The sequence below is a fragment of the Streptomyces sp. NPDC050549 genome, from assembly GCF_040655035.1.
In the GTDB taxonomy this organism is placed as follows: domain Bacteria; phylum Actinomycetota; class Actinomycetes; order Streptomycetales; family Streptomycetaceae; genus Streptomyces.
Genome location: NZ_JBFAJD010000012.1, coordinates 70,280 through 95,082 on the forward strand (window position 1 = coordinate 70,280; position 24,803 = coordinate 95,082).

18 protein-coding genes are annotated in these 24,803 nt (G+C 70.7%); 9 read left to right on the top strand and 9 right to left on the bottom strand.

Annotated elements, in window-relative coordinates; translation table 11 throughout:
* Window positions 1-19: 19 nt before the first annotated feature.
* On the bottom strand, window positions 20-1,531 hold the full coding sequence (locus AB0I51_RS19485) for an FUSC family protein (protein WP_362976661.1): 1,512 nt from the start codon (window positions 1,529-1,531) through the stop codon (window positions 20-22).
* Between the two features lie 170 nt (window positions 1,532-1,701).
* On the opposite strand from AB0I51_RS19485, the gene AB0I51_RS19490 reads away from it, so the two are divergent.
* From AB0I51_RS19490 to AB0I51_RS19510, 5 genes are all read left to right on the top strand, one after another.
* Window positions 1,702-2,178: an Lrp/AsnC family transcriptional regulator gene (locus tag AB0I51_RS19490; protein ID WP_362976663.1), complete on the top strand. Its 477-nt coding sequence runs from the start codon at window positions 1,702-1,704 to the stop codon at window positions 2,176-2,178.
* Window positions 2,179-2,197: 19 nt separating this feature from the next.
* Entirely contained in the window at window positions 2,198-2,875 is a 678-nt protein-coding gene (locus tag AB0I51_RS19495; protein WP_362976666.1) for an HAD family phosphatase, read from the top strand.
* A 99-nt stretch (window positions 2,876-2,974) separates the two neighbouring features.
* A complete protein-coding gene (locus AB0I51_RS19500) occupies window positions 2,975-5,149 on the top strand; it encodes a hypothetical protein (RefSeq protein WP_362976668.1) in 2,175 nt (724 codons plus the stop codon).
* 195 nt (window positions 5,150-5,344) lie between these two features.
* Window positions 5,345-6,025 carry a class I SAM-dependent methyltransferase gene (locus tag AB0I51_RS19505; protein ID WP_362976670.1) on the top strand — a complete coding sequence of 227 codons (681 nt, stop codon included), beginning with the start codon at window positions 5,345-5,347 and terminating at the stop codon, window positions 6,023-6,025.
* A 53-nt stretch (window positions 6,026-6,078) separates the two neighbouring features.
* Window positions 6,079-7,902, top strand: coding sequence for an ATP-binding SpoIIE family protein phosphatase (locus tag AB0I51_RS19510; protein WP_362976672.1), 1,824 nt, complete (start codon window positions 6,079-6,081; stop codon window positions 7,900-7,902).
* A 3-nt stretch (window positions 7,903-7,905) separates the two neighbouring features.
* On the opposite strand, the gene AB0I51_RS19515 is transcribed toward AB0I51_RS19510, so the two are convergent.
* Entirely contained in the window at window positions 7,906-9,387 is a 1,482-nt protein-coding gene (locus tag AB0I51_RS19515; protein WP_362976922.1) for an MFS transporter, read from the bottom strand.
* Window positions 9,388-9,664: 277 nt separating this feature from the next.
* Here AB0I51_RS19515 and AB0I51_RS19520 point away from each other — a divergent pair, with 277 nt between their 5' ends.
* On the top strand, window positions 9,665-10,564 hold the full coding sequence (locus tag AB0I51_RS19520) for an amidohydrolase (protein WP_362976674.1): 900 nt from the start codon (window positions 9,665-9,667) through the stop codon (window positions 10,562-10,564).
* Window positions 10,565-10,585: 21 nt separating this feature from the next.
* Here the strand turns inward: AB0I51_RS19520 and AB0I51_RS19525 are convergent, their stop codons facing one another.
* Window positions 10,586-14,011, bottom strand: a complete 3,426-nt coding sequence (locus tag AB0I51_RS19525; RefSeq protein WP_362976676.1) for a BTAD domain-containing putative transcriptional regulator — start codon at window positions 14,009-14,011, stop codon at window positions 10,586-10,588.
* Between the two features lie 167 nt (window positions 14,012-14,178).
* On the opposite strand from AB0I51_RS19525, the gene AB0I51_RS19530 reads away from it, so the two are divergent.
* Window positions 14,179-14,877, top strand: coding sequence for a hemerythrin domain-containing protein (locus AB0I51_RS19530; RefSeq protein WP_362976678.1), 699 nt, complete (start codon window positions 14,179-14,181; stop codon window positions 14,875-14,877).
* Window positions 14,874-15,791, top strand: a complete 918-nt coding sequence (locus AB0I51_RS19535; RefSeq protein ID WP_362976680.1) for a pyridoxamine 5'-phosphate oxidase family protein — start codon at window positions 14,874-14,876, stop codon at window positions 15,789-15,791. The genes AB0I51_RS19530 and AB0I51_RS19535 overlap by 4 nt, the downstream gene beginning before the upstream one ends.
* Before the next feature lie 7 nt (window positions 15,792-15,798).
* Here AB0I51_RS19535 and AB0I51_RS19540 read toward each other — a convergent pair whose 3' ends face one another.
* Both AB0I51_RS19540 and AB0I51_RS19545 read right to left on the bottom strand, forming a co-directional pair.
* A complete protein-coding gene (locus tag AB0I51_RS19540) occupies window positions 15,799-17,259 on the bottom strand; it encodes a glycoside hydrolase family 76 protein (RefSeq protein ID WP_362976682.1) in 1,461 nt (486 codons plus the stop codon).
* 33 nt (window positions 17,260-17,292) lie between these two features.
* Complete coding sequence (locus AB0I51_RS19545) at window positions 17,293-18,906, bottom strand: ricin-type beta-trefoil lectin domain protein (RefSeq protein WP_362976684.1); 1,614 nt, start codon at window positions 18,904-18,906, stop codon at window positions 17,293-17,295.
* A gap of 204 nt (window positions 18,907-19,110) precedes the next feature.
* On the opposite strand from AB0I51_RS19545, the gene AB0I51_RS19550 reads away from it, so the two are divergent.
* The gene (locus AB0I51_RS19550) at window positions 19,111-20,280 is read left to right on the top strand and encodes a glycoside hydrolase family 76 protein (RefSeq protein ID WP_362976686.1); all 1,170 of its coding nucleotides are present in this window, start codon (window positions 19,111-19,113) and stop codon (window positions 20,278-20,280) included.
* Between the two features lie 2 nt (window positions 20,281-20,282).
* Here the strand turns inward: AB0I51_RS19550 and AB0I51_RS19555 are convergent, their stop codons facing one another.
* The 4 genes from AB0I51_RS19555 to AB0I51_RS19570 all read right to left on the bottom strand — a co-directional run bounded on the left by AB0I51_RS19555 (window position 20,283) and on the right by AB0I51_RS19570 (window position 24,616).
* Window positions 20,283-21,272 carry a LacI family DNA-binding transcriptional regulator gene (locus tag AB0I51_RS19555; protein ID WP_362976688.1) on the bottom strand — a complete coding sequence of 330 codons (990 nt, stop codon included), beginning with the start codon at window positions 21,270-21,272 and terminating at the stop codon, window positions 20,283-20,285.
* A 135-nt stretch (window positions 21,273-21,407) separates the two neighbouring features.
* Complete coding sequence (locus tag AB0I51_RS19560; RefSeq protein WP_362976690.1) at window positions 21,408-22,706, bottom strand: extracellular solute-binding protein; 1,299 nt, start codon at window positions 22,704-22,706, stop codon at window positions 21,408-21,410.
* 52 nt (window positions 22,707-22,758) lie between these two features.
* The gene (locus AB0I51_RS19565; RefSeq protein WP_362976692.1) at window positions 22,759-23,670 is read right to left on the bottom strand and encodes a carbohydrate ABC transporter permease; all 912 of its coding nucleotides are present in this window, start codon (window positions 23,668-23,670) and stop codon (window positions 22,759-22,761) included.
* Window positions 23,654-24,616, bottom strand: a complete 963-nt coding sequence (locus tag AB0I51_RS19570) for a sugar ABC transporter permease (protein WP_362976694.1) — start codon at window positions 24,614-24,616, stop codon at window positions 23,654-23,656. The genes AB0I51_RS19565 and AB0I51_RS19570 overlap by 17 nt, the downstream gene beginning before the upstream one ends.
* Window positions 24,617-24,803: the final 187 nt, after the last annotated feature.

Consider the following 24,803-nt stretch of genomic DNA (forward strand, 5'->3'; position numbering starts at 1 on the left):
GCAGTCGATCATGAGCGGTCTAGACCATAGCGCCGAGTCTGTTCCAGCGGGACATGGCGGACCGTGCGCGCAGCGGCTCCGCGAGTTCCGAGAGAGCCCGTTCCAGCCCGTGCAGATGGGCCAGCGCCGGATGGTCCACCGGCGGCTCGCCCGCACTAGCCGTGAGCGGCGACGCCGCGCCGACGGTGAGCGCCTCGACGGCAGTCTCGACACGGCGGCAGGCGGCGGTCAGGCGGGTGTCGTGGGAGGCCTGCGGGTCGGCGGCCGCCGTGGCCAGGCCTCGGATCTCGTGGGCGCAGTCGTCGAGCAGGGCCAACACCCGGCGGGCGCGGCGTTTGCGGCCGAGCATCGGGTTCAGCGGGTGCACGAGGGGTGCGACGGAGAGCCGTACCCGGCCGAGGAGTTGTTCGAGCTCCGTGATGCGTTCGGCGGGGTCGGCGCGACCGGAGCCGGCGAGGCGGGCGGTGGCCTCGGCGGTGCAGGTGTGGACGCAGCGCAGGGCTCGCTGGATCCAGGCGTTAGTGGTGGTGTGGGTGGTCACCGGGAGCACCAGCAGGACGGCCAGTACGGCGCCGAGCGCGCCGACGCCGGTCTCCGCGAACCGCAGGGCCAGCAGGCCGGGGTTCAGGACGCCGAGGAGGCCGTAGAGCAGCTCTGCCATCAAGGTCACCGAGAGCATCATCCAGGTGTAGGAGACGGCGGCCGAGTAGAAGACGGCGAAGACGCAGGCGGCGACCAGGATCACGGTGGGGACGGGGGCGCCGTGGACCGGTACGGCGACGAGCAGGCCCAGGGCGATGCCGAGGACCGTGCCGACGACGCGGCGGAAGCCGCGGACCACGGTCTCGCCGCGCGAGGCGGTGTTGACGAAGATCCACCAGGTGGCGCCGACGGCCCAGTACCAGCGCTGACCGGACACCAACTGGCCCACCACGAGGGCGAATCCGGCGCCCGCGGTCGCCTGGACGGCCTGTCGGGTGGTCACCCGGGCCAGCCCGCGGCCGGTCGGCGGGGCGGGTACGGCGGGCGGGGGCAGCCGGCGTTCGTAGCACCACAGGCCGAAGCGGACCGCCGCCGCGGTGAGCACGGAGAGGGCCACGGCGGCGTAGAGCGCGGGCAGTTGGGCGGTGGTCGCGTGCAGGAACTGGGCCACGAAGAAGGTCATGAACGCGAACACACCGAGGCTGTGGCCTCGCGGTCCCCAGCGGCGGGCGTAGACGCCCGCGCCGACCACGGCGAGGAAGGTGAGGTCGCGGGCGACGGGGTGGGCGTGCAGTTCGGCCGCGGCGGCGAGTACCGGGAGGCCCACGCAGGGCAGGAGCGCGGTGGTGACGGCCTGTCCCCGCACTGTGGCGTCCGTGACGGTGAACAGGGCGAGCAGCGCGGCGAGGCCGCCGGTGACGGCGCCCGCGAGGGACTGTCCGGTCAGACCGCAGACGACCACCGCCAGGCCGATGCCGAGGACGGCCCGCGCGGCGAACCGCAGCCGCATCCGCCCCGGGTCCGGAGCCACGAACACCCGCTTCAGCACTGCTTCCCCGCCCCTTGCGCACACCCACACGAAAAGGGCGCCACGGAGGTCCGCAGCGCCATCGACCCGCCCATCACAGCACCACCCGGCATGCTGGCTCAAGTGACCTCCGTATCACTGGACCATTGGTGCAGCGCGTTGCGAGTGAGCCATTGGTACAGTCAGATCCCATGAGCGTGGACGAACTCGACACCCGCATCCTGCGACTGCTCCTGGAGCAGCCGCGCACCAGCGTGCGCGAGTACGCCCGGCTCCTGGGCATCGCCCGGGGCACCCTCCAGGCACGGCTCGACCGGCTGGAGCGGGACGGCGTGATCACCGGTACGGGTCCCTTCCTCTCCCCCGCCGCCCTCGGCCACCCGGTGCTCGCGTTCGTGCACATCGAGGTCACGCAGGGGCATCTCGACGAGGTGGGGGACGCGCTGGCCGCCGTACCGGAGATCGTGGAGGCGTTCTCGATCACGGGTGGCGGGGATCTGCTCACCCGCGTCGTGGCGCGGGACAACGGTCATCTGGAGGATGTGATCCAGCGGCTGATCAGCCTGCCGGGGGTGGTGCGCACGCGCACCGAGATGGTGTTGCGCGAGCGGGTCCCGCACCGGTTGCTGCCGCTGGTGGAGGCGGTCGGCCGCGCGGCCGGGAAGTGACCCTTGGCATCCTGAACCCATGAGCAACCTCGGCGGCCTCTCGGTCATCTTCGATCTCGACGGAACACTCGTGGACAGCGAGCCGAACTACTACGAAGCCACCCGGCAGACCCTCACCGAGCACGGCGTCCCGGACTTCACATGGGCGCAGCACGAACGCTTCGTCGGCATCAGCACCCAGGAGACCCTTGTCCTGCTGAAGGAGCGCCACGGGCTGAAGGCGCCGGTGGAGGAGCTGCTCGCAGAGACGAACAGCCGTTATCTGGCGCTGGCCCGGGCCGCCACGCACACGTATCCGGAGATGCGAAAGTTCGTGGAGCTGCTGGCGGCCGAAGGGGTGCCGATGGCCGTGGCCTCGGGTTCGTCGCCGGAGGCGATCGAGGCGATCCTGACGGGGACCGGGCTCGACGAGGTGCTGCGGACGGTGGTCTCGGCGGACGAGGTGGCGCGGGGCAAGCCCGCGCCGGACGTCTTCCTGGAGGCGGCCCGCAGGCTCGGGGCGGCTCCGGGTGACTGTGTCGTCCTGGAGGACGCGGCTCCGGGCGCGGCGGCGGCGCACGCGGCCGGCATGCGCTGCATCGCGATCCCGTACGTGACCGCGCAGGCCGACGCCCCCGAGTTCGCCACGGCGGGGCTGCTGCTGCGGGGCGGCCAGGCGGAGTTCAGCGCGCAGGGGGCGTACGACTGGCTGACCTGACGTCCGGGACCGCAAGGGGAGGAGTCCCGAAAGGCCGCACGAAATGGTCTGCGAGAAACCCGAATGCGCCCGCTTGTTCGGTTCTGGGACGATGCCGGAATGATCGACCGACTCGAACCGCTGGTCATCCGGCACACGCTCCGCGTCCCCACGCCCACGGGTCCCGTGGGTGAAGGCGCCACCGTCGCGCGGCAGTTCGACGCCGCGCTGCTCTCCGTGGGATTCAAGCTCTCCCCGGAGCTGCTGGAACGGCTGTCGGGGCTGTCCGGCGAAACGGTCGTCGGTATTGCCGCGCGCACCCTGCGGACCGTCCGCGAGATGGTAGGCGACCACGTCCGGCACAACGTCTACTTCATCGACTTCCCGGCCGGTGTGCCCGACACCGTGGACTTCTGGATGGCGTGCGTCGCCGACGCGCTCCGCGACGAGGAGACCCCGGCCGCGACGCTCAAGCAGGTGCGGACCGGCGTGGTGAACCTGCTCGACCTGCCGACCTACGGCAGGTACCAGCACACGTACGCCGAAATGCTGGCCGCCCAGGACGAGTTGATCGCGGCGGCGGGCGACCGGCTCACGGTGCTGCACCCGGGCGGCGACCTGGCCGGTGAACTCACCACCCTGTACCTGGCGTTGGCGGGCAGCGTGACTCCGCTCGGTGAGGAGCACCTGCGTGATCTGCGGGCGCTGGCCGAGCGGTGCGCCGACGGGCCGCAGCCCGAGGCGATCCCGGTCCGGGAGAACCGCGCGGTGGTCAACGAGGCCCGGTTGGCGGCCGGTTCGGAACTGCTGCTGGACACCGTCACCGATGTGCTGCGGCTGGCCTGCGCGCTGTCCGACGGCGCTGTGGCGCTCGCGGAGCCGACCCGCTTCAAGTCGCTGTCGCGTCCGGTGCGCCGGGCGCTGCTCGCGGGGCTGGACTCGGTGGTCGCCGCGTCGCCGGCCAGGCTCGCCGACGTGGCCGCGCACCGCGAGGAGTGGAAGCGGCTCGGCGAGCGGCTGCACCCGCACGAGTACCCGAAGTGGCCGCACGCCGCCGAGGTGTTCGCGGTCGCGCGGGGCGAGCTGAGGGCGCGGTCGTTCGACAGCCGGGTCGAGGAACTCCTCGCGGAGAACGACGTGCTGGGGGCGGTGAAGCTGCTGAAGTCCGCGCCCGGCAAGCTGTTCCGCGCGCTGGACCGGCTGCTGCGCTGCGCGCTCACGCAGGAGGAGCGGGACGCCGTGGTGGCGGCCGCCGAGCAGGTCGCGCCCGAGGTGTCCGGCCGGGTCGTGCTGTCGGTGCGCGAGCATCTGCACAACAGGGCCCGGGAGACCGGGGAGTTGAGGGTGTTCGTGAACCGGCGCGGCCGCGCCTGGGTGACCGACGACGGGCGGACGGTCGTAGGACCGGCGGAGCGGGCGCGGCTGATCGCTGCGCTCGACGACGAGACGCGGCGTCGACTGCCCTCTCCGGAGCGGCTGCTGGTCGATCCGGAGGTACTCGACGTGGCGCTGCCGTTGAGCGGGAAGGCGACGGCGGGCGGGCTCGGGGTGCTGCCGCGCGGCTCCGTGTCGGCGGTGGAGGGCGAGTTGCTGCGCTTCTTCGTGTACTGGAAGGAGTCCGAGCAGCGGACCGACTTCGATCTGTCGGCGCTGATGCTCAACGCGGACTACTCGACGAACACCTGGTTGTCGTACACCTCGCTCACCGACGTCGAGGGTGAGCACTCCGGTGACATCGTCGAAGCGCCGGACGGGGCCTCGGAGTTCATCAATCTGCGGCTGGGTGCCGTGCGCGGGGCGTTCATCGTGCCGCAGGTCAACATCTTCGCGGGCGAGGGCTTCGAGGAGGTCGAGGAGTCGTTCTTCGGGTTCATGCTGCGCGAGGGCGAGCAGCGGGGGCAGCCGTTCGAGCCGCGTACCGTGCGGATGAAGTCGGAGCTGCGCGGGGCGGGGCGGGTGGCGCTGCCACTGGTGTTCCTGCGCGGGGAGGACGGCCGCTGGCGGGCGAAGTGGCTGCACCTGTACCTCAAGGGCAGCCCGTCCGCGAACCGGGTGGAGGAGAACCGGGTGACCGTGGCGACCCTGCTGCGCGGCATCGTCGAGCGCGAGCAGCTCACGGTGCGCCATCTCGTCGAGCTGATGACCGGGGAGGCGACCGAGACGACGTTCTGGGACGGCGGGACGGTGCCGGACGACGGTCCGGTCACCTACATCGGGCTGCGCCGCCCGGACGGGCTGCCAGAGGGCTCGCGGATCGTGACCCTGGAAAATCTGCGTGACCTGATCCCCGCCTGACTGCTAGCGTCAGTGGTGGCGAGGCCATGAACGGGCTTCCTTCTCATCTTCCTAATGAATTTAGTCCGTTCGCTTTCCTCGCCCCTACGTCGCGTGAGGGGTGCCCTGGGGCACTCCTCACTGCGTTCTCCCACTTGAAACGCGCTTTCCCCACTTGTGGGACAATCCTCTATGCGCGGATGAAAGGCCACTTCAGTGAGCAGAGCGAACGACGGGGCCGACTACGGCAGGCTGCGGCTCGACCGCTCGGGTCAGGCCGAGGCCTTCGACGCCATCGGGGACCGCTACGACGAGGCCTTCCCGCACAAGGAGGGCCAGATCGCCGCCGGTGACTGGCTGATCGAGTCCCTCCGTCCCGGCTCCCGGGTGCTGGACCTCGGCAGCGGCACCGGCGTGCCGACCGCCCGGCAGCTGACGGAGGCGGGCTTCGAGCTCGTGGGCGTGGACCTGTCCCGACGGATGGTGGAGCTGGCCGGGAAGTACGTCCCCGCCGGCACGTTCCACCAGCTCGACCTGGCCGACCTGCGTCCGGGCGGCCCCACCGACCTGGGCCGATTCGACGCCGTCACCGCGTTCTTCTCCCTGCTGATGCTGCCGCGCGCGGAGATCCCCCTCGCCCTGCGCACGATCCACCACCTGCTGACCCCGGGCGGTCTGTTCGCCCTGTCGATGGTGGAGGCCCATGTGGACGACTTCGCGATCCCCTTCCTCGGCAACACGATCAGGGTCTCCGGCTACCTCCTCGACGACCTGCACAGGATCCTGGACGACGCGGGCTTCGATATCGTGAAGGAGACCTCCTACACCTACGCCCCGGCGATCGCCGACGTGCCGCCCGAGGAACAGGTCTTCCTCTGCTGCCGACGGCGCGACTGAGGCCGTAGCACCGACCCGGCGGCCCAGTGCCGCACCAGTGGACGGGACGAAGCGTGACGGAGCCACACAGCCCCCGCGAAGGCCCCGCCGGAACCGCCCGGCGAGGCGGTTCGGCGAGCGGCCCGGCCCCGGTCCCGCCGCCGGACCCGGCATGGGACCGGGCGCCTCTCGCACCCGTACCGCAGACCGACCGGCTCCAGTACCTCGACGTGGCGACCCGGCGGATCGCCCGCGGGATGGACCTGGAAGGGACGCTGCGGGAGCTGCGGTGGGCGGCGGTGCCGGCGTTCGCCGACGCGATCGTCATCCACCTGCACGATCCGCTGCCCGTCGGGGACGAGAAGTCGGCCGCGCCCGTGGTCCTGCAGCTGCACAGCATCGACCGGGCGCCGGAGGCGAGGACCGCGCTGCTGGTGCCGCACGCCGAGGACGCGGACGTGACCGAGCGGATAGAGCCGGTGCTCGACGGACGTCTCGTGAAGCTGCTGCTGGCCGGGCAGCCGGCCTTCGGCGACGCGGCGGACATCGGCCCGGCGGTGGCCGAGCTGCTCGGGCCCGCGGCGAGCGCGCCGGGCACGCTGCCGTCGGGCCGGAGGCTGATCATCGCCCCGCTGCACGGCCGCCACCACGTCATGGGCACGGTCGTGCTGCTGCGCCGCCCCGACCGTTCCGTGTTCACCGGCGACGACCTGCTCGTCGCCTCCCAGCTGGCCACCCACACGGCGATCGGCGTCCAGAAGGCGGTGATGTACGGACACGAAGCCTCCGTCGCGGACACGCTCCAGCACACCATGCTCCCGTCCTCGCTGCCGGAGCCGACCGGCGTCCAGCTGGCCAGCCGCTATCTGCCCGCGTCGAAGACCGCGCAGGTCGGCGGCGACTGGTACGACGCGATACCGCTGCCCGGCAACCGGGTCGCGCTGATCGTCGGCGACGTCATGGGCCACTCCATGACCTCGGCCGCGATCATGGGCCAGCTGCGCACCATCGTGCAGACCCTCGCCGGTCTCGACCTGCCTCCGCACGAGGTGCTGCACCACCTCGACGAACAGGCCCAGCGCCTGGGCAGCGACCACATCGCTACCTGTCTGTACGCGATCTACGACCCGATCTCGCACCGCCTCCTCATGGCCAACGCCGGCCACCCGCCCGCGGTCCTGCTGCGCCCGAACGGCCAAGCGGAGGTCCTGCGCGTCCCGCCGGGCGCCCCGATCGGCGTCGGCGGAGTCGTCTTCGAGTCGGTGGAGATGCCCGCACCCACCGGCACCACCCTGGTGCTCTACACCGACGGCCTGGTCGAGTCCCGCGACGTGGACGTGGGGACGGGTGTCGAGGCCCTGCGCACCCACCTCCAGTCCACTCGGCACGGACACCGCCTGTACTCGCTGGAGCGGCTGTGCGACCGCATCCTCGCCGCCCTGGCGCCGGGGCCGCGCGACGACGACATCGCGCTGCTCACCGCCCGCTTCGAGGGCTTCCCGCCGGACAGCGTCGGCTACTGGCACCTCGACCCGCATCCGCTCACCGCGGGCCAGGCCCGCCGGCTGACCCGTCGGGTGCTGCGCCGCTGGGGCCTGGACGCCCTGCTCGACACCACGGAACTCATGGTCAGCGAGGTCGTCACGAACGCCGTGCGGTACGCCTCGCGCCCGATCTCCCTACGGCTGCTGCGCACCGACGTGCTGCGCTGCGAGGTGACCGACGACTCGCCCCAGGTGCCCCGGATGCGGGAGGCCGGGCCGGGCGACGAGGGCGGTCGCGGACTGTTCCTCGTCGACCGGCTCGCGCAGCGCTGGGGAGCGACGCGGCTGAGCACGGGCAAGGTGGTGTGGTTCGAGCAGCGAATCCCGAAGGTGCCGCCGTATCAAGGGAGTTGACGTTCAGACGGGTCCGACGCCCGTGCCGCCCTTGAGGCGTTCCAGGTCGGAGGGACGGACTTGGATGACGACTACGGCGGTCAGTGCGGCGACCACGGTGAAGATCGCGGCCATCACGAAGGCGGCCGACGCCCCGGAGGTGAGGACCTGGTCGCCCCAGACGCCAGGGAGCTGCCCGGTGTGCTGGAACCGGAGCCGCTCGGCCGGGGTCGCCTGCGACAGGAACGCGGGGATCTGGTCCTTCGCCTCGTTCCTGCTGGCCGTGCCGAACATCGTCACCAGGATGGACAGTCCGAGTGAACCGCCCACCTGCTGCATGGCGTTGAGGAGTCCGGAGGCCGCGCCGGTCTCCTGGACGGGGACGTCGGAGAGCGCCATCAGGGTCAGCGAGACGAACTCCATGCCCATGCCGAGGCTGAACACCAGCATCGGGCCGAGGACGCTGCCCAGGTAGGTGGAGTGGACGTCCGTCAGCGTCAGCCAGGACAGGCCTCCGGCGGCGAGGACCGCGCCCACCACCATGAACGGCTTGGGCCCGTAGATCGGCAGGAACCGCGAGGCCAGGCCGGCGCCGACCGCGATCACGGCACTGACCGGCAGGAAGGCGATACCGGCCATGAGCGGGCTGAAGCCCAGCACGTCCTGCACGAAGAGGGTGAGGAAGAAGAACATCCCGAAGATCGCCGCGGAGAGGCACAGCATGATGGCGTACGTCCCGGCCCGGTTGCGGTCCTTGAACATGTGCAGCGGGGTGATCGGCTGCCGGGAGTGCCGCTCGACGAGGACGAACGCGGCGAGGACCACCACGGCCGCGCCGAACGAGGCCAGCGTGAGCCAGTCGCTCCAGCCCTCCTGCGCGGCCCGGATGAAGCCGTAGACCAGCAGCACCATGCCCACGGTCGAGGTCAGCGCGCCGGTGACGTCGAAGTGGCCCGGGTGGCGTTCGGACTCGCGGATCCAGCGCGGGGTGGCGAGGACGATGAGCAGTCCGATGGGCACGTTGACGAAGAGCACCCACCGCCAGTTCAGCCACTCGACGAGGATCCCGCCCATCAGCAGCCCGATCGCACCGCCGCCCGCCGAGACACCGGCGAAGACCCCGAACGCCCGGTTGCGCTCCGGTCCTTCGCGGAACGTCGTGCTGATGAGGGCGAGGGAGGTCGGGGAGGCGATGGCACCGCCGACGCCCTGGAGGGCACGGGCGGCGAGGAGTTCGCCGGAGCTCTGGGAGAGCCCGCCGAGCAGGGACGCGATCACGAAGAGCAGCACGCCGAACACGAACACGCGCCGCCGGCCGAGGATGTCGCCGGCCCTGCCACCGAGGAGCAGCAGACCGCCGAAGGTGAGGGTGTAGGCGTTGACGACCCAGGCCAGGCTGGTGGTGGAGAACCCCAGGGAGCTCTGGATGTGCGGAAGCGCGATGTTCACGATGGTGATGTCGAGAACCACCATCAGCTGACAGGCCGCGATGACCAGCAGCGCCATGGTGCTTCCGCCACCGCCCGTGTCCCGGGTGGTGGTCTGCGCTGGGGAGTCCTGCCGAGGGCCGCTGCTCATGGTGCTTCGCACTCGCGAGATGACGGTGGACGGTCACGCCCACCGGATGCTCACCGTTCGACGGTACGCCCGGCCTCCGCTGCCCACCACTCGATCATCAGCCGCCGAGGGGCTAGGTTCACACATGACAGGACATGGGGAGAGACCATGGGATGACCGTGGTCGTCGTCGACGGCACACTCAACGCCTTGGCGGGAGAAGCGACATGACCAACGTCGACGTACACCAGCATCTGTGGACCCCCTCGCTGGTGACGGCTCTGCGCGCCCGCCGCGAACCGCCCTATCTGGACGGCTGGACCCTGTTCCTGGACGGTGAGCCGCCCTTCGAGATATCGCCCGCCGACCATGACATCGCCCGGCGCGTGGAACTCGCCGCAGTCGACGGTCTCGACCAGGTGCTCATCTCGCTGTCGGCGCCGATCGGCGTCGAGTGGCTGCCCGCGGCCGAGGCACGGCCGCTGCTCGACGCCTACCACGACGGCGCGGCGGCGCTGCCCGAGCCGTTCGGGGCCTGGGCCGCGGCCTGTGTGCGGGACATCGACACGGAGGCGACCGCCAAGGACCTCGACCGCGGCTTCGCCGGTCTCCAACTGCCCGCGAACTCCCTTGCGGACGCGGCCGGTTACGACCGCTGCGCCCCGCTGCTCGATCTGCTCGAAGAACGCGGCCTCCCCCTTCTCGTCCACCCGGGACCCGCGGTGGGCTCCTCGGCGGACCCCGGCTGGTGGCCCGCGATGGTGCCCTACGTCCAGCAGATGCACGCCGCCTGGTACGCCTTCCACGCCTTCGGCCGACCGCGCCACCCGCGCCTGCGGGTGTGCTTCGCCCTGCTGGCCGGACTGGCCCCGCTGCACGGGGAACGGATGGCCGCCCGGGGCGGCGGACCCAGGCGGGCCGACCTCGGGGTGTTCGTCGAAACGTCGTCGTACGGCCCGACCGCCGTCGAGGCGACCGTCCGCGCCCTCGGTGTGAACGCCGTGGTCCAGGGCTCGGACCGGCCCTACGCCGAGCCGCCGCGGTATCCGGGGCACGGGCTGGGCGGAGCGGCGGCGTACGCCTTCCGCATCGCCAATCCGCGAAGGCTGTTGACCGGACAGGGCTGAAGGGCCGGCTCCTCGCCCTTCCTACGTCGCGAATGTCCGCCGTCGCGCTCGTGCTGCCGCCAGGGCCGCATTCGCCTCGCGGGCCCGGTCGGCCAGGTGGGTCGAGCCCCAGGCGAGGGCGGTGTGCTCGGCCAGGGTGTAGTTGTCGGCCGCCGGAGCGTCCTCGCCCAGGAGCCGGTGGAGGTCGGCGAGGGCGTGGGCGAGGGGGCGGGTCGCGTAGGCGGCTCCGGCCGCGCCGGCGAGCTGGTCCCGGACCGGCAGCAGCTGCGGGACCAGTGCCGACGCCAGGTCCAAATCGCCGTGCAGCACCGCGAGTTGGGCGCGGAAGTCGAGCTCCAGGCCGTACAGGTGGTCCGTCACGGGTTCCGGCGGGCAGCGCACCGCGAGTGACTCGTCCAGTCTGCCGAGGCGGGCCAGGATGAGAGCGAGCGCCACTCCGACGGGGGCGCCGACGGTCTCGTACACCTTGCGCATCACAGGCTCGATCTCGGCCATCCGGTCCTGGGCGAGCCGGATGCTGGTCAGGCCCAGCGTGTGCAGTCCGCGGGCGTGGTGCGAGCCGACGCGTCGCAGGAGGACGTCGGCCTCGGCGTACCGGGCCTCCGCCGCGTCGAAGCGGCCGGTGACCGTCGCCAGCATGGCCGAGGTCGCGACGCCCAGGCCCTGCGCCCGCACCATGCGGTAGCGGTGGGCGAGTTCGAGGCCGCGCCCGGTGTGCCGGCGTACCGCGGCGGGGTCGTTGAGCGTGCCGGCGGTCATGCCGTCGAGGTGTTCGCAGACCCAGCGGTACGCGGGCAGGTCGTGCGCATGGGCGAGCCGGCGGAGTTCGGCGACCAGGGGGGGCCGCGCGGCGCCCTGTGTCTCCAGTGGCAGGAGCCTGGCCGAGGTCATCAACGCTGCGGCGAGCAGGCGTGGTTCGCCGCTGGAGCGGGCCAGGGCGAGTTGGGTGCGGGCCGCTTCCATGGCGTGGGGCGCGTTCTCGGCCGCCACCGCCTCGACGTAGACCTGCAGCACCCGTGCGCGGGTGGGGTCGTCGAGGCCGGGATCGGCTGCGAGGCGTTGCAGCCGCTCCAGGGTGGTCCGGTCGCGGAAGCCCTCCAGTCTGCTGCGCCAGGGCGAGGGTTCGGTCCAGGCGCCGTAGACCGCGGCCACCAGGTCGCCGCGGTCGGCCTGTTCGGCGAGTTCGACGGCGCGCTGACGGGTGCGGCGGGCCGCGTCGGTGGAACCGGCCCTGATCTGGGCGCCGAGCAGTCTCACCAACAGGCTTACCGTGTCGTCCGGCCGGGCCGGTTCGCCGGCGGCGCGGGTCTCGATCGCCTGCTGGAGCAGGTCCACGGCGGCGTCGTGGGCGTAGCGCCGTTCGGCCGCCTCGGCGGCGCGGAGCGCGTAGTCGACGGCGAGGGGCGCGTGCGCTGTGCTGCCGGAGTGGGCGAAGTGGTGGGCCAGGGCTGCGAGTTCGTGCGGCCGGTGGCGGCGCAGCGCCTGCGCGACGCGGGCGTGCAGGCGGGCCCGTCGCACCCCGGACAGGTCGGTGTACACGGTGTCGCGGACCAGCGCGTGCACGAACCGGACGCGTCCGGGGCCGGACTCGGTCAGCAGGTCGGCGGTGAGGGCGGCGTCGAGGCCCTCCAGTACGGTGTCCTCGTCGGTGTCGGCCGCGTCGATGAGGACGGCCGCATCGGCCTCCAGGCCCACGACGGCCGTGAGCCGCAGGGCCGCGCGGGCGGCGGCGGGCAGCAGGGCGAGCCGTCTGCGCAGCACGTCGCGTACGCCCTGCGGGACCTCGGAGACGGCGACGAGAGCGCCCTCGCCGGCCAGCAGCCGTGCGCTCTCCAGGACGTAGAACGGGTTACCGCCGGTCCGTTCGGCGAGGGCCGTGACGGTCCAGGGGTCCACGGGTTCACCGCACACGGCGTCGACCATGGTGGCGACGTCGTGCGGGGCCAGACCGGTCAGCGCGACGCGGCACGGTGCGGCGGGGGCGAGGTGGGCGAGGGTCTTGCCCAGGTGCTCCCCCGCCTCGGCGGGCCGGTAGCTGGCGACGGTGAGCAGGGGGACTCCGGTGACGGTGGACGCGGCTTCGAGCAGGGCGAGGGTCTCGCCGTCGGCCCGGTGCAGGTCCTCCAGGACGACAGCAAGGGGGAACTCCCCGGCCGCCGCGCGGAGCCAGGCGGCGAAGGCGCGATGCATCCGGAAGCGGCCGGCGGTCGCCTCGTCCCGGTTCGTGACGGCCGCGCTGTCCTGCTCGCGGAGCAGTACGGCCAGTTCGCTGGGCCGGGTGGGCGGAAGTTCGCGGGCGAGCGCGCCGAGCGCTTCCGTCCAGGCCCAGGCGGGCGGCGCGCCCTCGTACTGGGGGCACCTCCCGACCACCACCGTCCACCCGGCCGACCGCAGTCGTCCCTCGACCCGCCCGAGCAGCGCGGACTTGCCCACCCCGGCCTCACCGGTGACCAGCACGACACCGCCCCGCCGGCGGGCGGCCCGCGCGGCGGTCTCCACCGCGCACAGCTCGCTGTCACGGCCCACGAAGAGGGCGGCTCCGGCGCGTGGTTCACCGCCGTGGCCCGGGACGAAGTCGATCTCCGCGCCCGGTTGGCCGCCGAACGTGCCTGTCCCGGCACGGCGTTCGCCACGCTTTTCGACCAACACGCTTGACCGGACGGGCAGTTCACCACGGTGCGGCACCTGTTCGCGCAGCACGTCGAGCCGTCCGTTCAGTACCGCCTGTTCCAGTTCGGCCAGCGCCTGGCCGGGGTCGCAGCCGAGTTCCTCGCGCAGCACCCGGGTCGCGCCCCGCAGTGCGGCCAGGGCGTCGGCCTGTCGTCCGCAGGCCCACTGGGCGAGGGCGAGCAGTCGCCATCCCTCCTCCCGCAACGGGCTTTCCCGTACGAGGAGTTCGGCCGCCGGTACCGCCTCGGAGGGGCGTCCGGTGTGCAGGTCGGCGGCGACGGCGAGTTCGCGGGCCTCGGCGCGCAGTGCGGTCAGGCGGGTCGCCTCCGGTTCGGCCCAGGCCTCGTCCGCGTGTTCCGCGAAGGCCGGGCCCTGCCACCAGGCGAGCGCTTCGGCAAGCAGTGCGCGGGCCTCCTCGGCCGGTGCCTGCCGGGCTCGGGCCACCCAGGTCTCGAAGCGCCAGGCGTCCACCGCGTCCTCCGGCAGCCGCAGGGCGTAACCGGGCGGCGAGGTGACCAGCACGGTCGCCGGGGTGCGCGGCGGCCGGCCCGGTTCGAGGGCGCGGCGCAGGTGGGACACATAGGTGTGCAGGGAGACCGTGGCCCGGTTCGGCGGTGCCCCGCGCCACAGCGCGTCCGCGATCCGGTCGACGGGTACGACGGTGCCGCGGGCCGCGATCAGCAGCGCCAGCACGGCCCGTTGGCGTGGAGCACCGAGTCCCACCGGTCGCCCCTCGTCATCGGCGCCCAACGAACCCAGGACTCGAATACGCAGCACGGCGCGGGAATCTACCCGAGCCGTGCTTGAGCCCGGTCAACAGACGATAAACGCCCATCCGACAAGGCCTTCGGAGATCACCGCGGCGACCGCGCCAAGTGGACGCCAAGAGGGCCGCACGACCCTGGGAGGGAGTTGCCGATATGCGATCGTTGGAGCAAGCAAGCGTGTCACCCACCAGCACCACGGACGAACTTCCCGCGGCCGGGCGTCCGTACACCCACGAGATGATCGTGGTCCACCGGGTCTTCCGCCGCGAGTCGGCGTATCTGCCCCGCCTGGTGCGGGCCGTCGCCGACGGCGACACGGCCCGCGCGGCAAAGGTCGCGAAGCATCTGCGCGAGTACGTGGCGGGACTGCACAGCCACCACTCCGTCGAGGACGAACTCATCTGGCCGCACCTCCAGAACCGGGTAACGGACGGCCGGTCGGTGGCCCGCATGGAGGAGCAGCACCAGCGCGTCGACGTGAGTCTGACGGTCGTGACGGAGTGGGCGGCCGCGTGGGAGCGGGCGGCGGACACCGTCGCCGGGGAGGAGTTGGCGCTCGCGCTGGAACAGCACTCGGCCGTGCTGCTCGAACACCTCGACGACGAGGAGCAGTTGGTGCTGCCCCTGGTCGCGGAGCATCTGTCGGCCGGGGAATGGGACCTGGTCGGGCGCCGCGGACTGGAACAGATCCCCAGGAACAGGCTGTTGATCGCGCTCGGCGCGATCCTGGAGGACGCCACGCCCGAGGAGCGGGAGTACTTCCTCGACAGGACCCCGCTGGTCGGCCGGCTGCTGTGGAAGGCCGTCGGACGCCGCCAGTACGCCGCCGCCTGCCGGGCGATACGCGGCCCGCTGGACGGGGAGCAGAGCCGATGACCCTTCTCGACTCCGCGCCGCTCGACGTCCTGGACGCCTACCGCACCTGCGAGTTCGCCACCCTCGGCGGCGACGGCACACCGCTGGCCTGGCCGACCGCCGTACGGCGGCAGCAGGACGGCACGCTCCTGCTGAGCACATCCCTGGCCTTCACGCAGAAGGCGCTGAACATCCGCCGGGACGGCCGCGTCGCCCTCCTCTTCTCCGACCCCACCGGCAGCGGCCTCGACCACGCCCCGCAGATCTTCGTCGGCGGCCGTGCCGAGTGCCCCGACGAAATCATGACGGGCCCTCAGGGAGCCGAGGACTACTGGCGGATGCTCTTCGAACGGCAGCCGCACAGCAAGGCGTACGTCTCCCCTCCGCTGCGACGGTTGATGGACTGGTACTACCTCCGGCTGCTCATCACCGTCACCCCGGACCGGACCGTCGTACGCCCGCCTCTCCACGCGCCGGACCGACAGAACCCGGAGGCAGGGCATTCGCTGCCGGGCGCGGCCCAACTCGCCCGGTTCTCCTCGGCGGTGCTCGCCACGCGCGACGCGTCCGGGGCACCGCTGCTGGCCCGGACCCGGCCCGTGCCGGCTGGGGACGGCTTCACGGTGAAGGTACCCGCCGACTGCGCGGCGACCGAAGGTCCGGCCTCGCTCCTGGTGCACCGGCACGACGCGCAGCTGAACAACATGCACAACGCCCTTGTCCGGGGCACCTTGAAGGCCGTGGACGACGGCTGGCTGCTGGTGCCGGCCAAGGTGGTGGAACCCATGGGCTCGGGGCGCCCGACCGACGCGATCCGCGTCCTGCGCGACACCCGCCGCGCCACCGCCCGCTATCTGGAACGGCGCGGCCTTGCTCGCCCCCGGGTGCGGTGGGACGAGTTCAAGGCCTTGGCGGTGGCCGCGAAACGCAAGTGACGGCCCGTCAGTTCGCCGCGTTCATCAGGTCGAGCGCGCTCTGTTGCCGGGCCGCGTCGGTGGAATCCAGCGGTCCGGCCCAGTGCAGACCGTACGCGTCCAGGGCGTTGCGGTCGTTCGCGTAGGCGGCGGTGGCCTGCCGCGCGATGTACGAGGTGTAAGGGCGGTCGGACAGACGGGAGTTGAAGGCACTCAGCCCCCGGATGTACGCCCCCTTGAACGACGGCCCGTCACCACCGCAGCCGCTCGTCTCGCACGGTTCCCGCAGGATGCCACCGGAGTTGAGGGCCGTCGACGTGGTCGAGGCGTCCCCGATCTGCCGGCCGGTGGTGAGAAGGGTGGAGTCGCCGGTCGCCCGGTACAGCTCCGAGAGACCGCCGAGCAGTACGCCCTGGTTGTACGACCATGTCGTGTCGCCGTTGTTGCCGCAGGTCGCCAGGTTGATGCCGTCGTTGACCAGATGGGAGCCGTTGATCATGCCGGTGCCCTTGAACCAGGACCACTCGGCGTTGGCGCGCCCCAGGTACGTCGTGTCGCCCGCGATGCGGTTGTGCAGGGCCGCGTTCAGCTCCAGGTAGAGGGAGTTGGCGATCGCGTTCTTGTAGGTCTTCGCCGTGCTCCACCACACCCCGCCACCACAGGTCGAGTCCCAGTAGCGGGCCATGTAATCGGCGTCCGCGCGGGCGGTGTCGAGGTAGCGGGAGTCTCCGGTCAGGTCGTACGCGTCGACCCAGGCCAGCCCCCACCAGCCGGTGTCGTCGATGTAGTCGTTGGTGAAGTTGCCGCCCTGGGCGGAGAGGTTGCGGTCGTAGGTGTTGGCGACGGCGTACTTGTAGCTGCCCATTCCGGTGACGCGGATGTTGTCCACGAGGGCGGTCAGGGCGTTGGCCGAGTTCCACCAGCCGGTGGTGTCGAAGAGGCCGGTGCCCAGGTTGTACGACTGCATCAGCGCGGTGGCGGCGGCAGTCGCGCGGCTGCCGGCGTTCCAGGTCGTCCGGGCCCACTGAGTGCAGGCGATCTCGGCCCGGTCGCCGGCCTTGCCGCAGGCCCGCAGGGCGCCGACACCGAGGGCGTTCCAGTCGTCGACGTTGTACATCAGGGTGCGCCAACCGCCTTGCCCCGCGGGGATGGTGGTGTCGCCGAGCTTGCTGCCCGAGCTCCAGGTGCGACCGCCGTCGAAGGAGCGGTCGAGCCAGACCTCGTCACCGGGGCTGCCGTTGGTGATCGAGGCCCAGCCCATCGCGTCGGTGTCGTCGAAGTGCAGGACGATGCTGCGGGAGTAGATGGTGGCCGACACGGGCTGCCGGTCCACCGGGGACAGGGCGGGGTCGCGGGCGTCGCAGTACTTGTTGCAGATCGTCGCCTCGACCGCGGCGCTCGCGACGCCGGTGGAGAACGGCACGAACAGGGCCAGGGCGGCGATCAGACCGGTCCCGATCCGCCTGATTCGTCTGACTGTTGAATTCATACCGGCTCCGTGGTTGTGGGGGGATGCGGGCGGTCAGCCCAGGCGCCACTGCTGGTTGGCGCCGCCGTTGCAGGACCAGAGCTCCAGCGCGGTGCCGTTGACGTTGCCCGCGGCCTGGTCGCCGCCGGTGACGTCGAGGCAGAGGCCCGACTGGGTGCCGGTGACGGTGCCGTTGGGGTTGAGGCTCCACTTCTGGTTGGCGCCGCCGTTGCAGGTGTAGAGCTCCACCTTGGTGCCGTTTGCGGTCTGGTTGTCGTAGGCGTCCACGCACTGGGTGCCGCCGTAGAGCCGGAGTTCACCTGCGGCGGTGATGGTCACGGCCTGGTTGGTGCCGCCGCCGCAGTCCCAGATCTCGATCTTGGTGCCGGGGGTGGTCTCGCCGTTGTAGGCGTCGAGGCAGCGGTTGGAGGAGGCGCTGACGAGCGGGTGGGTGGTGCCGACGCTGGTGCCGCTTCCGGCGGAGACCCGGTACATGACCGAGCCGTGGCCGGGGACGCTCGCCGAGATGGTGCCGGTGGTGCTGCTGATCACGTGCGACCAGAGGTTGTTGAGCTTGTACGAGGACGCCGAGGGGAGGCCGGCCGCCGTCGCGGAGGTGGTGATGGTGGCGGCGGAGGAGTTCTCGTTGAAGAGGACCACCGAGACGTCGCCGTTGGCGAGCGGCTTGGAAAGGACGTGCAGGCCACCGGAGTTGGAGATCTCGGTGCCCTGTTTGCCCAGGGAGTCCTGGTCGACGGCGATGACGTCCTTGTTGCCGTAGAGGGAGAGGGTGGCGGCGTTGGCCTTGCGCAGGTCGGTGCCGGCGATCAGGGGCGCGGCCATCTCCGACCAGAGGCTGAAGTGGGTGCGGTCCTCGGTGAACGACATGCCGTTGCCGACCTCGAGCATGTCGGGGTCGTTCCAGGCGCCCGGCTTGGCGTACGCGGCGAGTTTGACGTTGGCCTTGTAGATGGACACCACGGTCGAGAAGTTGACGTTGATGTCGTCGGTGGTGCGCCAGCTGTTGCCGACGCCCGCGCCCCAGGTCCACACGTCGGCGAGGCCCCAGTTGCAGAGGCTGTAGACGATCGGGCGGCCGGTTGCCGCGAGGGCGTCGCGCATCGCCGTGTAGCGCTGCTGGTCGGGCACGTTCTGGTGGTTGCAGTTGTCGTACTTGAGGTAGTCCACGCCCCAGGCGGCGAAGCTGTTGGCGTCGGTCTGCTCGTGGCCGAGGCTGCCCGGGTAGCCGGCGCAGGTGGCCGTGCCGGCGCTCTCGTAGATGCCGAGCTTGAGGCCCTTGCTGTGGACGTAGGCGGCTGTGCCGCTGATGCCGTCGGGGAACTTGACCGGATCGGGGACGAGTTGGCCCGCCGCGTTGCGGGCCGAGGTCATCCAGCAGTCGTCGATGTTGACGTACTGGTACCCGGCGTCCTTCAGACCGGAGGAGACGAGGTAGTCGGCGGTCTGCTCGACGAGCTGCTCCGTGACGTTGCAGCCGAAGGCGTTCCAGTCGTTCCAGCCCATCGGGGGCGTCCTGGCGAGGCCGTTGTCGAGGGCCTGCGCGGGAGGTGCGGCGCGCAGCACCAGCAGGGCCGGGACGAGGGCCAGCAGCAGCGCCATGGTGAGGGCGGTGCTCAGGCGTCTCCTGAAGGGGGCCGGTGAGGTCATGTCGAGGTCTCCTGCTTCGCCGTGGGGGGCTGCACGAACTCATCGTTGGAAACGTAACCATCGAGAGGGTTCCACCAGCCGGGTTCGGCCGTCAATGGTCCGGACCAGAATGCCCCGGGAGTGAACTGCCCGTGCTGTCAGAGGCGTTGACGGCCTCCTGAGTCGATGGCAACGTTTCCATAACCCGCACCCTTGGAGGCCACCATGTCCCTGCGCCCCTCCCGGCGAGTGATGATCGGTTCCGGTCTGGCCGCGCTGGCGGCGACGGCCGTCACACCGGCGGACGCGGCCGAACGGCCGAGCTCCACAGAGGCGTTGTCCCGCGCGAGAGACGCGTACACCGCGCTGAAAAGACACTTCGACACGGCTGACGGCTCCGGGCTCGTCCGCGAGCAGATCCCGGCGGCGGGCGGCGACAACCCGTACTCGTACGAATGGCCCTTCTCGCAGGTGCACATCGCCGCTCTCGATCTCGCCGCCGTGGACGGGGAGTTCGAGCCGGAACTGTCCCGACGGGCGGCGGCGCAGGAGCACTACTGGAAGCCCGGCGGAGGCACCACCGGCCTTCCCGGCTACGCCTCCTACCCCGTCGCGCCGTACGGCTCGGGCGGTGACATGTTCTACGACGACAACGAATGGGTCGGCCTCGCGAAGATCCAACGGCATCTGCAGACCGGGGACGCCGCCGCGCTGGCCCGCGCGAAGGAGATCTTCGCCCTGGTCCGGTCCGGCTGGGACACCGACAGCGGTCATGCCGCGCCGGGCGGCGTCTTCTGGACACAGGCGGACTGGAGCCACGACCGCAACACCGTCTCGAACATGCCGGGCGCCCAACTCGCCCTGCGCCTGCACCAGATCACCGGCGAGGCGGACCACCTGGACTGGGCGAAGCGCTTCTACGACTGGACGAACACGCATCTGCAGAGCCCAAGTGGCCTGTACTGGGACCACCTTGACCTCCAAGGGACCGTCGAGAAGACGTTCTGGTCCTACAACCAGGGCGTGCCGGTCGGAGTGGCGGTGCTGCTGTACGAGATCACCCGGGACCGCGCCCATCTGCGCCAGGCAGAGCGGGTTGCCGCCGCCGCGTACGCCTACTACGTCACGCAGGGGCGGCTGTTCACGCAACCCGTGTTCTTCAACTCGATCTTCTTCAAGAACCTGCTGCTCCTGGAGTCGGTGACCGGGAAGGACACCTACCACAGGGCGATGGCCGACTACGCCGACCAGGTGTGGGACACGATGCGGGATCCCGCCACCGGACTCGTGCACTTCGACACGGCCGGTGGCACCCAGGCGATCCAACAGGCGGCACTGGCGCAGCTCTACGCCGTGCTCGCGTGGCCCCGTGCCAAGTGGCGGACGCTGTACTGACGTTACGGGTGCCCGATCTCCCCCGTGCCGCGCGCGATCAACTCGACCGGCAGGACGGTCCGCTGGGAGGGGGAGTCGTCGCCGTCGATACGGCCCAGCAGGATGTGGGCGGCCCTGCGGCCGAGTTCCTCGGTGTCGGAGGTGACGACCGTGACCGGGGTGGGCAGCATGTCGGCGAGCTTGAAGTCGTCGAACCCCACGACCGCCACCGAGACTTGGAGCTCGCGGCAGGCGCGCAGGACGCCCTCGGTGAGGAAGCCCGTGGTGGAGAAGACCGCGGTGGGCGGGTTCGCCGAGGTCAGCAGGGTGCGGGTGGCGGCCTCGGCTTCCTCGGTGGTGCCGGCTCGCAGAGTGACGACCAGGTCGTTGTCGGGCTCGATGCCGCTGCGGCGCAGCGCCTTGCGGTAGCCGCGCAGCCGGCGGCCGGTGCTGTAGTAGGAGGGCGCGACGAGGATCGCGATCCGGCGGTGGCCCTGGTCGACGAGATGCTGGGTGGCCTTGCGTCCGCCCTCCTCGTTGTCGACCAGGACGACATCGGCCTCGGCTCCGGTGGCCGGCCGGTCGACGAAGACGATGGGCACGTGGTCGTGGCCGTTGATCTCGTTGAGGAAGGCGTGGTCGCCCTGGTCGGGGACGATGATGAGCCCCGCGACCCGGCGTCCGATGAGCTCGCCGACAGCCCGGCGCTCGACCTCCGGGTCCTCGTCGGCGGTGCTCAGCAGAACCGCGTATCCGGCCTCGTTGGCGACCTCGACGGCCGCCTTGGCGAGGGAGGCGTAGAACGGGTTGGTGAGGTCGCCGAGCAGCAGCCCGATGGTCATCGAGTTCTGGCCGGGGCGCAGGGAGCGCGCGATCTCGTTGCGCTGGTAGCCGATGGCGGTGATCGCCGCGTTCACACGCTCGGCCGTCTCCTCCCGGACCGTTCCGATGCCGTTGACGACGCGGGAGACGGTGACTACGGCGACTCCGGCCCGCTCCGCGACGTCGCGCATCGTGGGCCTGGTGTTCTGGCTGTGCGGGGGACGACTTCTCACGTGAGTTGAAGACCAACCTTCCATCGCGTACCGGGGGCCGGGACCGCCCTCAATATACGTATCGGGTCCCGGCCCGCCGCTCGGCCCGGGGAGCTAACCGTTGCTCTTGATCACATCGTTGATCCTGCCGGTCATCGTCTGGAGGTCGGACAGCGGCTTCTTGCCGTTGAGGATGTCCGGCCAGTAGGCGGTGATCAGGTCGTTCGACTGGCTGGCCCACTGGGTGGTGAAGCGCACGCCGATGGTGGTCGGGGTGTTCAGACCTGTCTTGACGGTGGACGCGACGGTCGTCAGACCGGCCTTGTCGAGGGCGCCGAAGTAGGCGCTCTGGGACGAGAGATAGGCCGGGGCCGCGACCGGGGAGTCGGGCAGCACCTTGGTCCACACGGTGGAGTCGAGGTATTTGAGGACCTTGAAGGTGGCGTCCGCCTTCTCGGTGTACGACGGGGTGCAGATGCCCACCGCGTCGTAGAGGGTGGCCGGCTTGGTCTGCTGCGGCAGCGGCGCGAAGCCGTACTTGATCTTCGGCTTGTCGGTGAGGAAGCCGGCGGCGAGCCACTGGCCGCTCCACAGCATCGGGATCTGTCCGGCGGAGAACAGCGCCTGCTGGTTGCTGATGTCGTAGCCGGGAGGTGCGACGGCCCCGCTCTTGATCCCCGCCGCGACCTTTCGGACGCCTTCGGTGTACGTCGTGTCGATGGTCGTCTTCGTGGGGTGGTGGACGTCGTCGGCGAACGGCGCGCCACCCGCCGAGAGCGAGTACGTGCTGAGCGAGAACGGGCCGTCCGTGGAGGTCAACGCGTCCGCGACCAGGCCGTACTTGGCACCCTTCGCGTGCAGTTTCGCGGCGTCGTCGAACATCTGGTCCCAGGTCCAGCCGGCCCCGGGCACGGTGAGGCCGGCGGCCTTGAAGGCGTCGATGTCGTACCAGATGCCGTAGGTGTTCAGCAGGGAGGGGACGCCGCCTATCTTGCCGTCGGCGGTCTTCCAGTTCTTCATGGTGGAGGAGACGAAGCTGCTCGCGCCGAAGTCGCCGGAGCCGGAGAGCCGGGAGGCCCAGTCGGTGAGCAGGCCCTGGCTGGTGTACTGCTGCTCGGTGTCGTTGCCGCACCAGAACAGGTCGGGCAGCTTCTTGGCCTGGGTGAGGGCCGCGAGCTTGTCGCTGTAGTTGCCGTTGGGGGTGTCGACCCGCTTGACCGTGATGTTCGGGTCGTGGAAACCGGTCAGGGCCTGGTCGATGGCCTTGTTGGTGGTGGCGGACTCCCAGGTCATGAGGGTGACCGTCACCTTGCCGTCCGACTGATTCCCGGACGAGCCGCCGCAGGCCGCCGTCGCGAGCAGTCCCCCCGCCGTCAGCAACGCTCCGCCGAGACGGATCAATCGTTTCATCATGCCCTCCTGGTACCTGGCCGGTACACGGCTCGTGAGTGGGTCGAGGTGCGGATCAGCGCTGGTTGACGGTGCCCAGGGCGCTCAGGCCCTGGATGAAGTAGCGCTGGGCGACGAAGAACACGGCCAGTGGGGGGAGCATGTAGAGCAGGTTGGTGGCCATGTAGAGGTTCCAGTCCGGGGTCTGGCCGGCGAACTGGGTGACGAAGGAGGCCATGCCTACGCTCAGCGGCCACTTCTGGGACGAGTAGAGGTAGATCAGCGGGTTGAGGTAGTCGTTCCAGGACATCTGGAAGGCCAGGATTGACATCGTTATCCAGGCGGGCTTCGTGATCGGCAGCATCACGCTGAAGAAGATCCGGACGTGCCCCGCGCCGTCGACCTTGGCCGCCTCGTCGATGGAGTGCGGGATCGACAGGAAGTACTGGCGGGCCAGGAAGATGAAGAGCGGGTTGCCGCCCAGGAAGGCCGGGACGATCAGCGGCAGCCAGGTGTCGTACCAGCCGATGTCCTTGAACAGCTGGAACAGCGGGATGATGCCGACCACCGGGGGCAGCAGCATGCTGCCGACGAAGACGTAGAACCACACCTTCCGGCCGGGGAAGCGCAGCCGGGCCAGGGCGTAGCCGGCCATCATCGAGGTCATCACACCGCCGATCACCGAAAGACCGGTGATGACGACGGAGTTGAGCAGCAGGCGGGGGAAGTGGATGACCTTCGGCCCGTCGATGAAGTTCTTGAAGTGGAACTCGTGGGGCAGGAGCCGGGGCGGAACCTCGAAGACCGCCGAGGGGCCTTTCAGCGCGACGGTGAGCATCCAGAGGATGGGCACGATCATCACGGAGCTGATCAGCAGCGCGGTGGCGTACCAGGACACCGTGCGTACGGCCTTGCCGCGCGGCTTGGCCGGGGCGGTCGGCTTCGGCGCCGTCGTCGGCGCCCTCGTGACGTCAGGAGACGTGGTCACTGTAGGTCCAAATCGACGAGAAACGGGCGGTCGCGGCGATCACGACGACGATGACGAGGAAGAGCACCCAGACCTGGGCGGAGGCATAGCCGAACTGGGAGACCTGCCCGAGCCTGGGGAAGCCGTTGTTGTAGATCGACAGCATCAGGGTCCTGGTGCTGAACCCGGGACCGCCCTGGTTGTCCGGCGAGAGGATCTTCGGCTGGTTGAAGGCCTGGAGGGCCGTCACCATCTGCATGACCACCTGCAGCAGCATGATCGGGCTGATCAGCGGCAGGGTGATCCGGAAGAAGACCGTGCGGGGGCCGGCGCCGTCGAGTCTGGCCGCCTCGTACAGCTCGGTGGGGACCGCCTGGAGTGCGGCGAGGAAGATGATCATCGTGGAGCCGACGCTCCACAGCATGACGATCACGATCGAGGGCATCGCCGAGTTGTCCCCGGACAGCCACTCGCTGGTGGGCAGGTGGAGCCAGTTCAACACCTCGTTGGCCAGGCCGACTTGGGGGTTGAACACGAACTTCCAGAGCGTGATGGTGGCCACCACGGGGAGCACGACCGGCAGGTAGCACAGGGTGCGCAGCAGGCTGACGCCGCGCATCCGCTGGTTGCAGAACACCGCCAATGCCAGCCCGATCGCCAGCGACAGCGGCACGTACAGGACGACGAGCAGCAGGGTGGCGCGCACCGAGGGCCAGAAGGACGGGTCGGTGGTGAACATCCGGCGGAAGTTGTCGAGGCCGGTGAACTTCGGGTCGGACAGGCCGTTGTAGCTGGTCAGCGCGAAGTAGGCGGACCGGAACAGTGGGTAGACGACGAACGCCGTGAAGCCGATGAGCGCCGGGGCGAGGAAGACGTACGCGGCCAGGGTGTCCGAGGAGCGCCCGCGCCGCCGTCGCCAGGGGCGTCCGAAGCGCCCCGGGCTCCCCCGGTCGGGCGGTCGGTCCACGGGTGGTGCGGTGGTTCTCGTCTCTTGGTGCGGAGCGGTTGTCACACGCGCTCACCTTCTTCCTCCGAGGAGTTGGCGAAGCCCCGGACCGGGTCCGACCCGACCGTCTGGTGGTCGCCGACCGTCGCAAGGTAACGTTTCCATTCCCTGGCGATCACACCGTGGCGCACGCCACATGAGGGAGTCA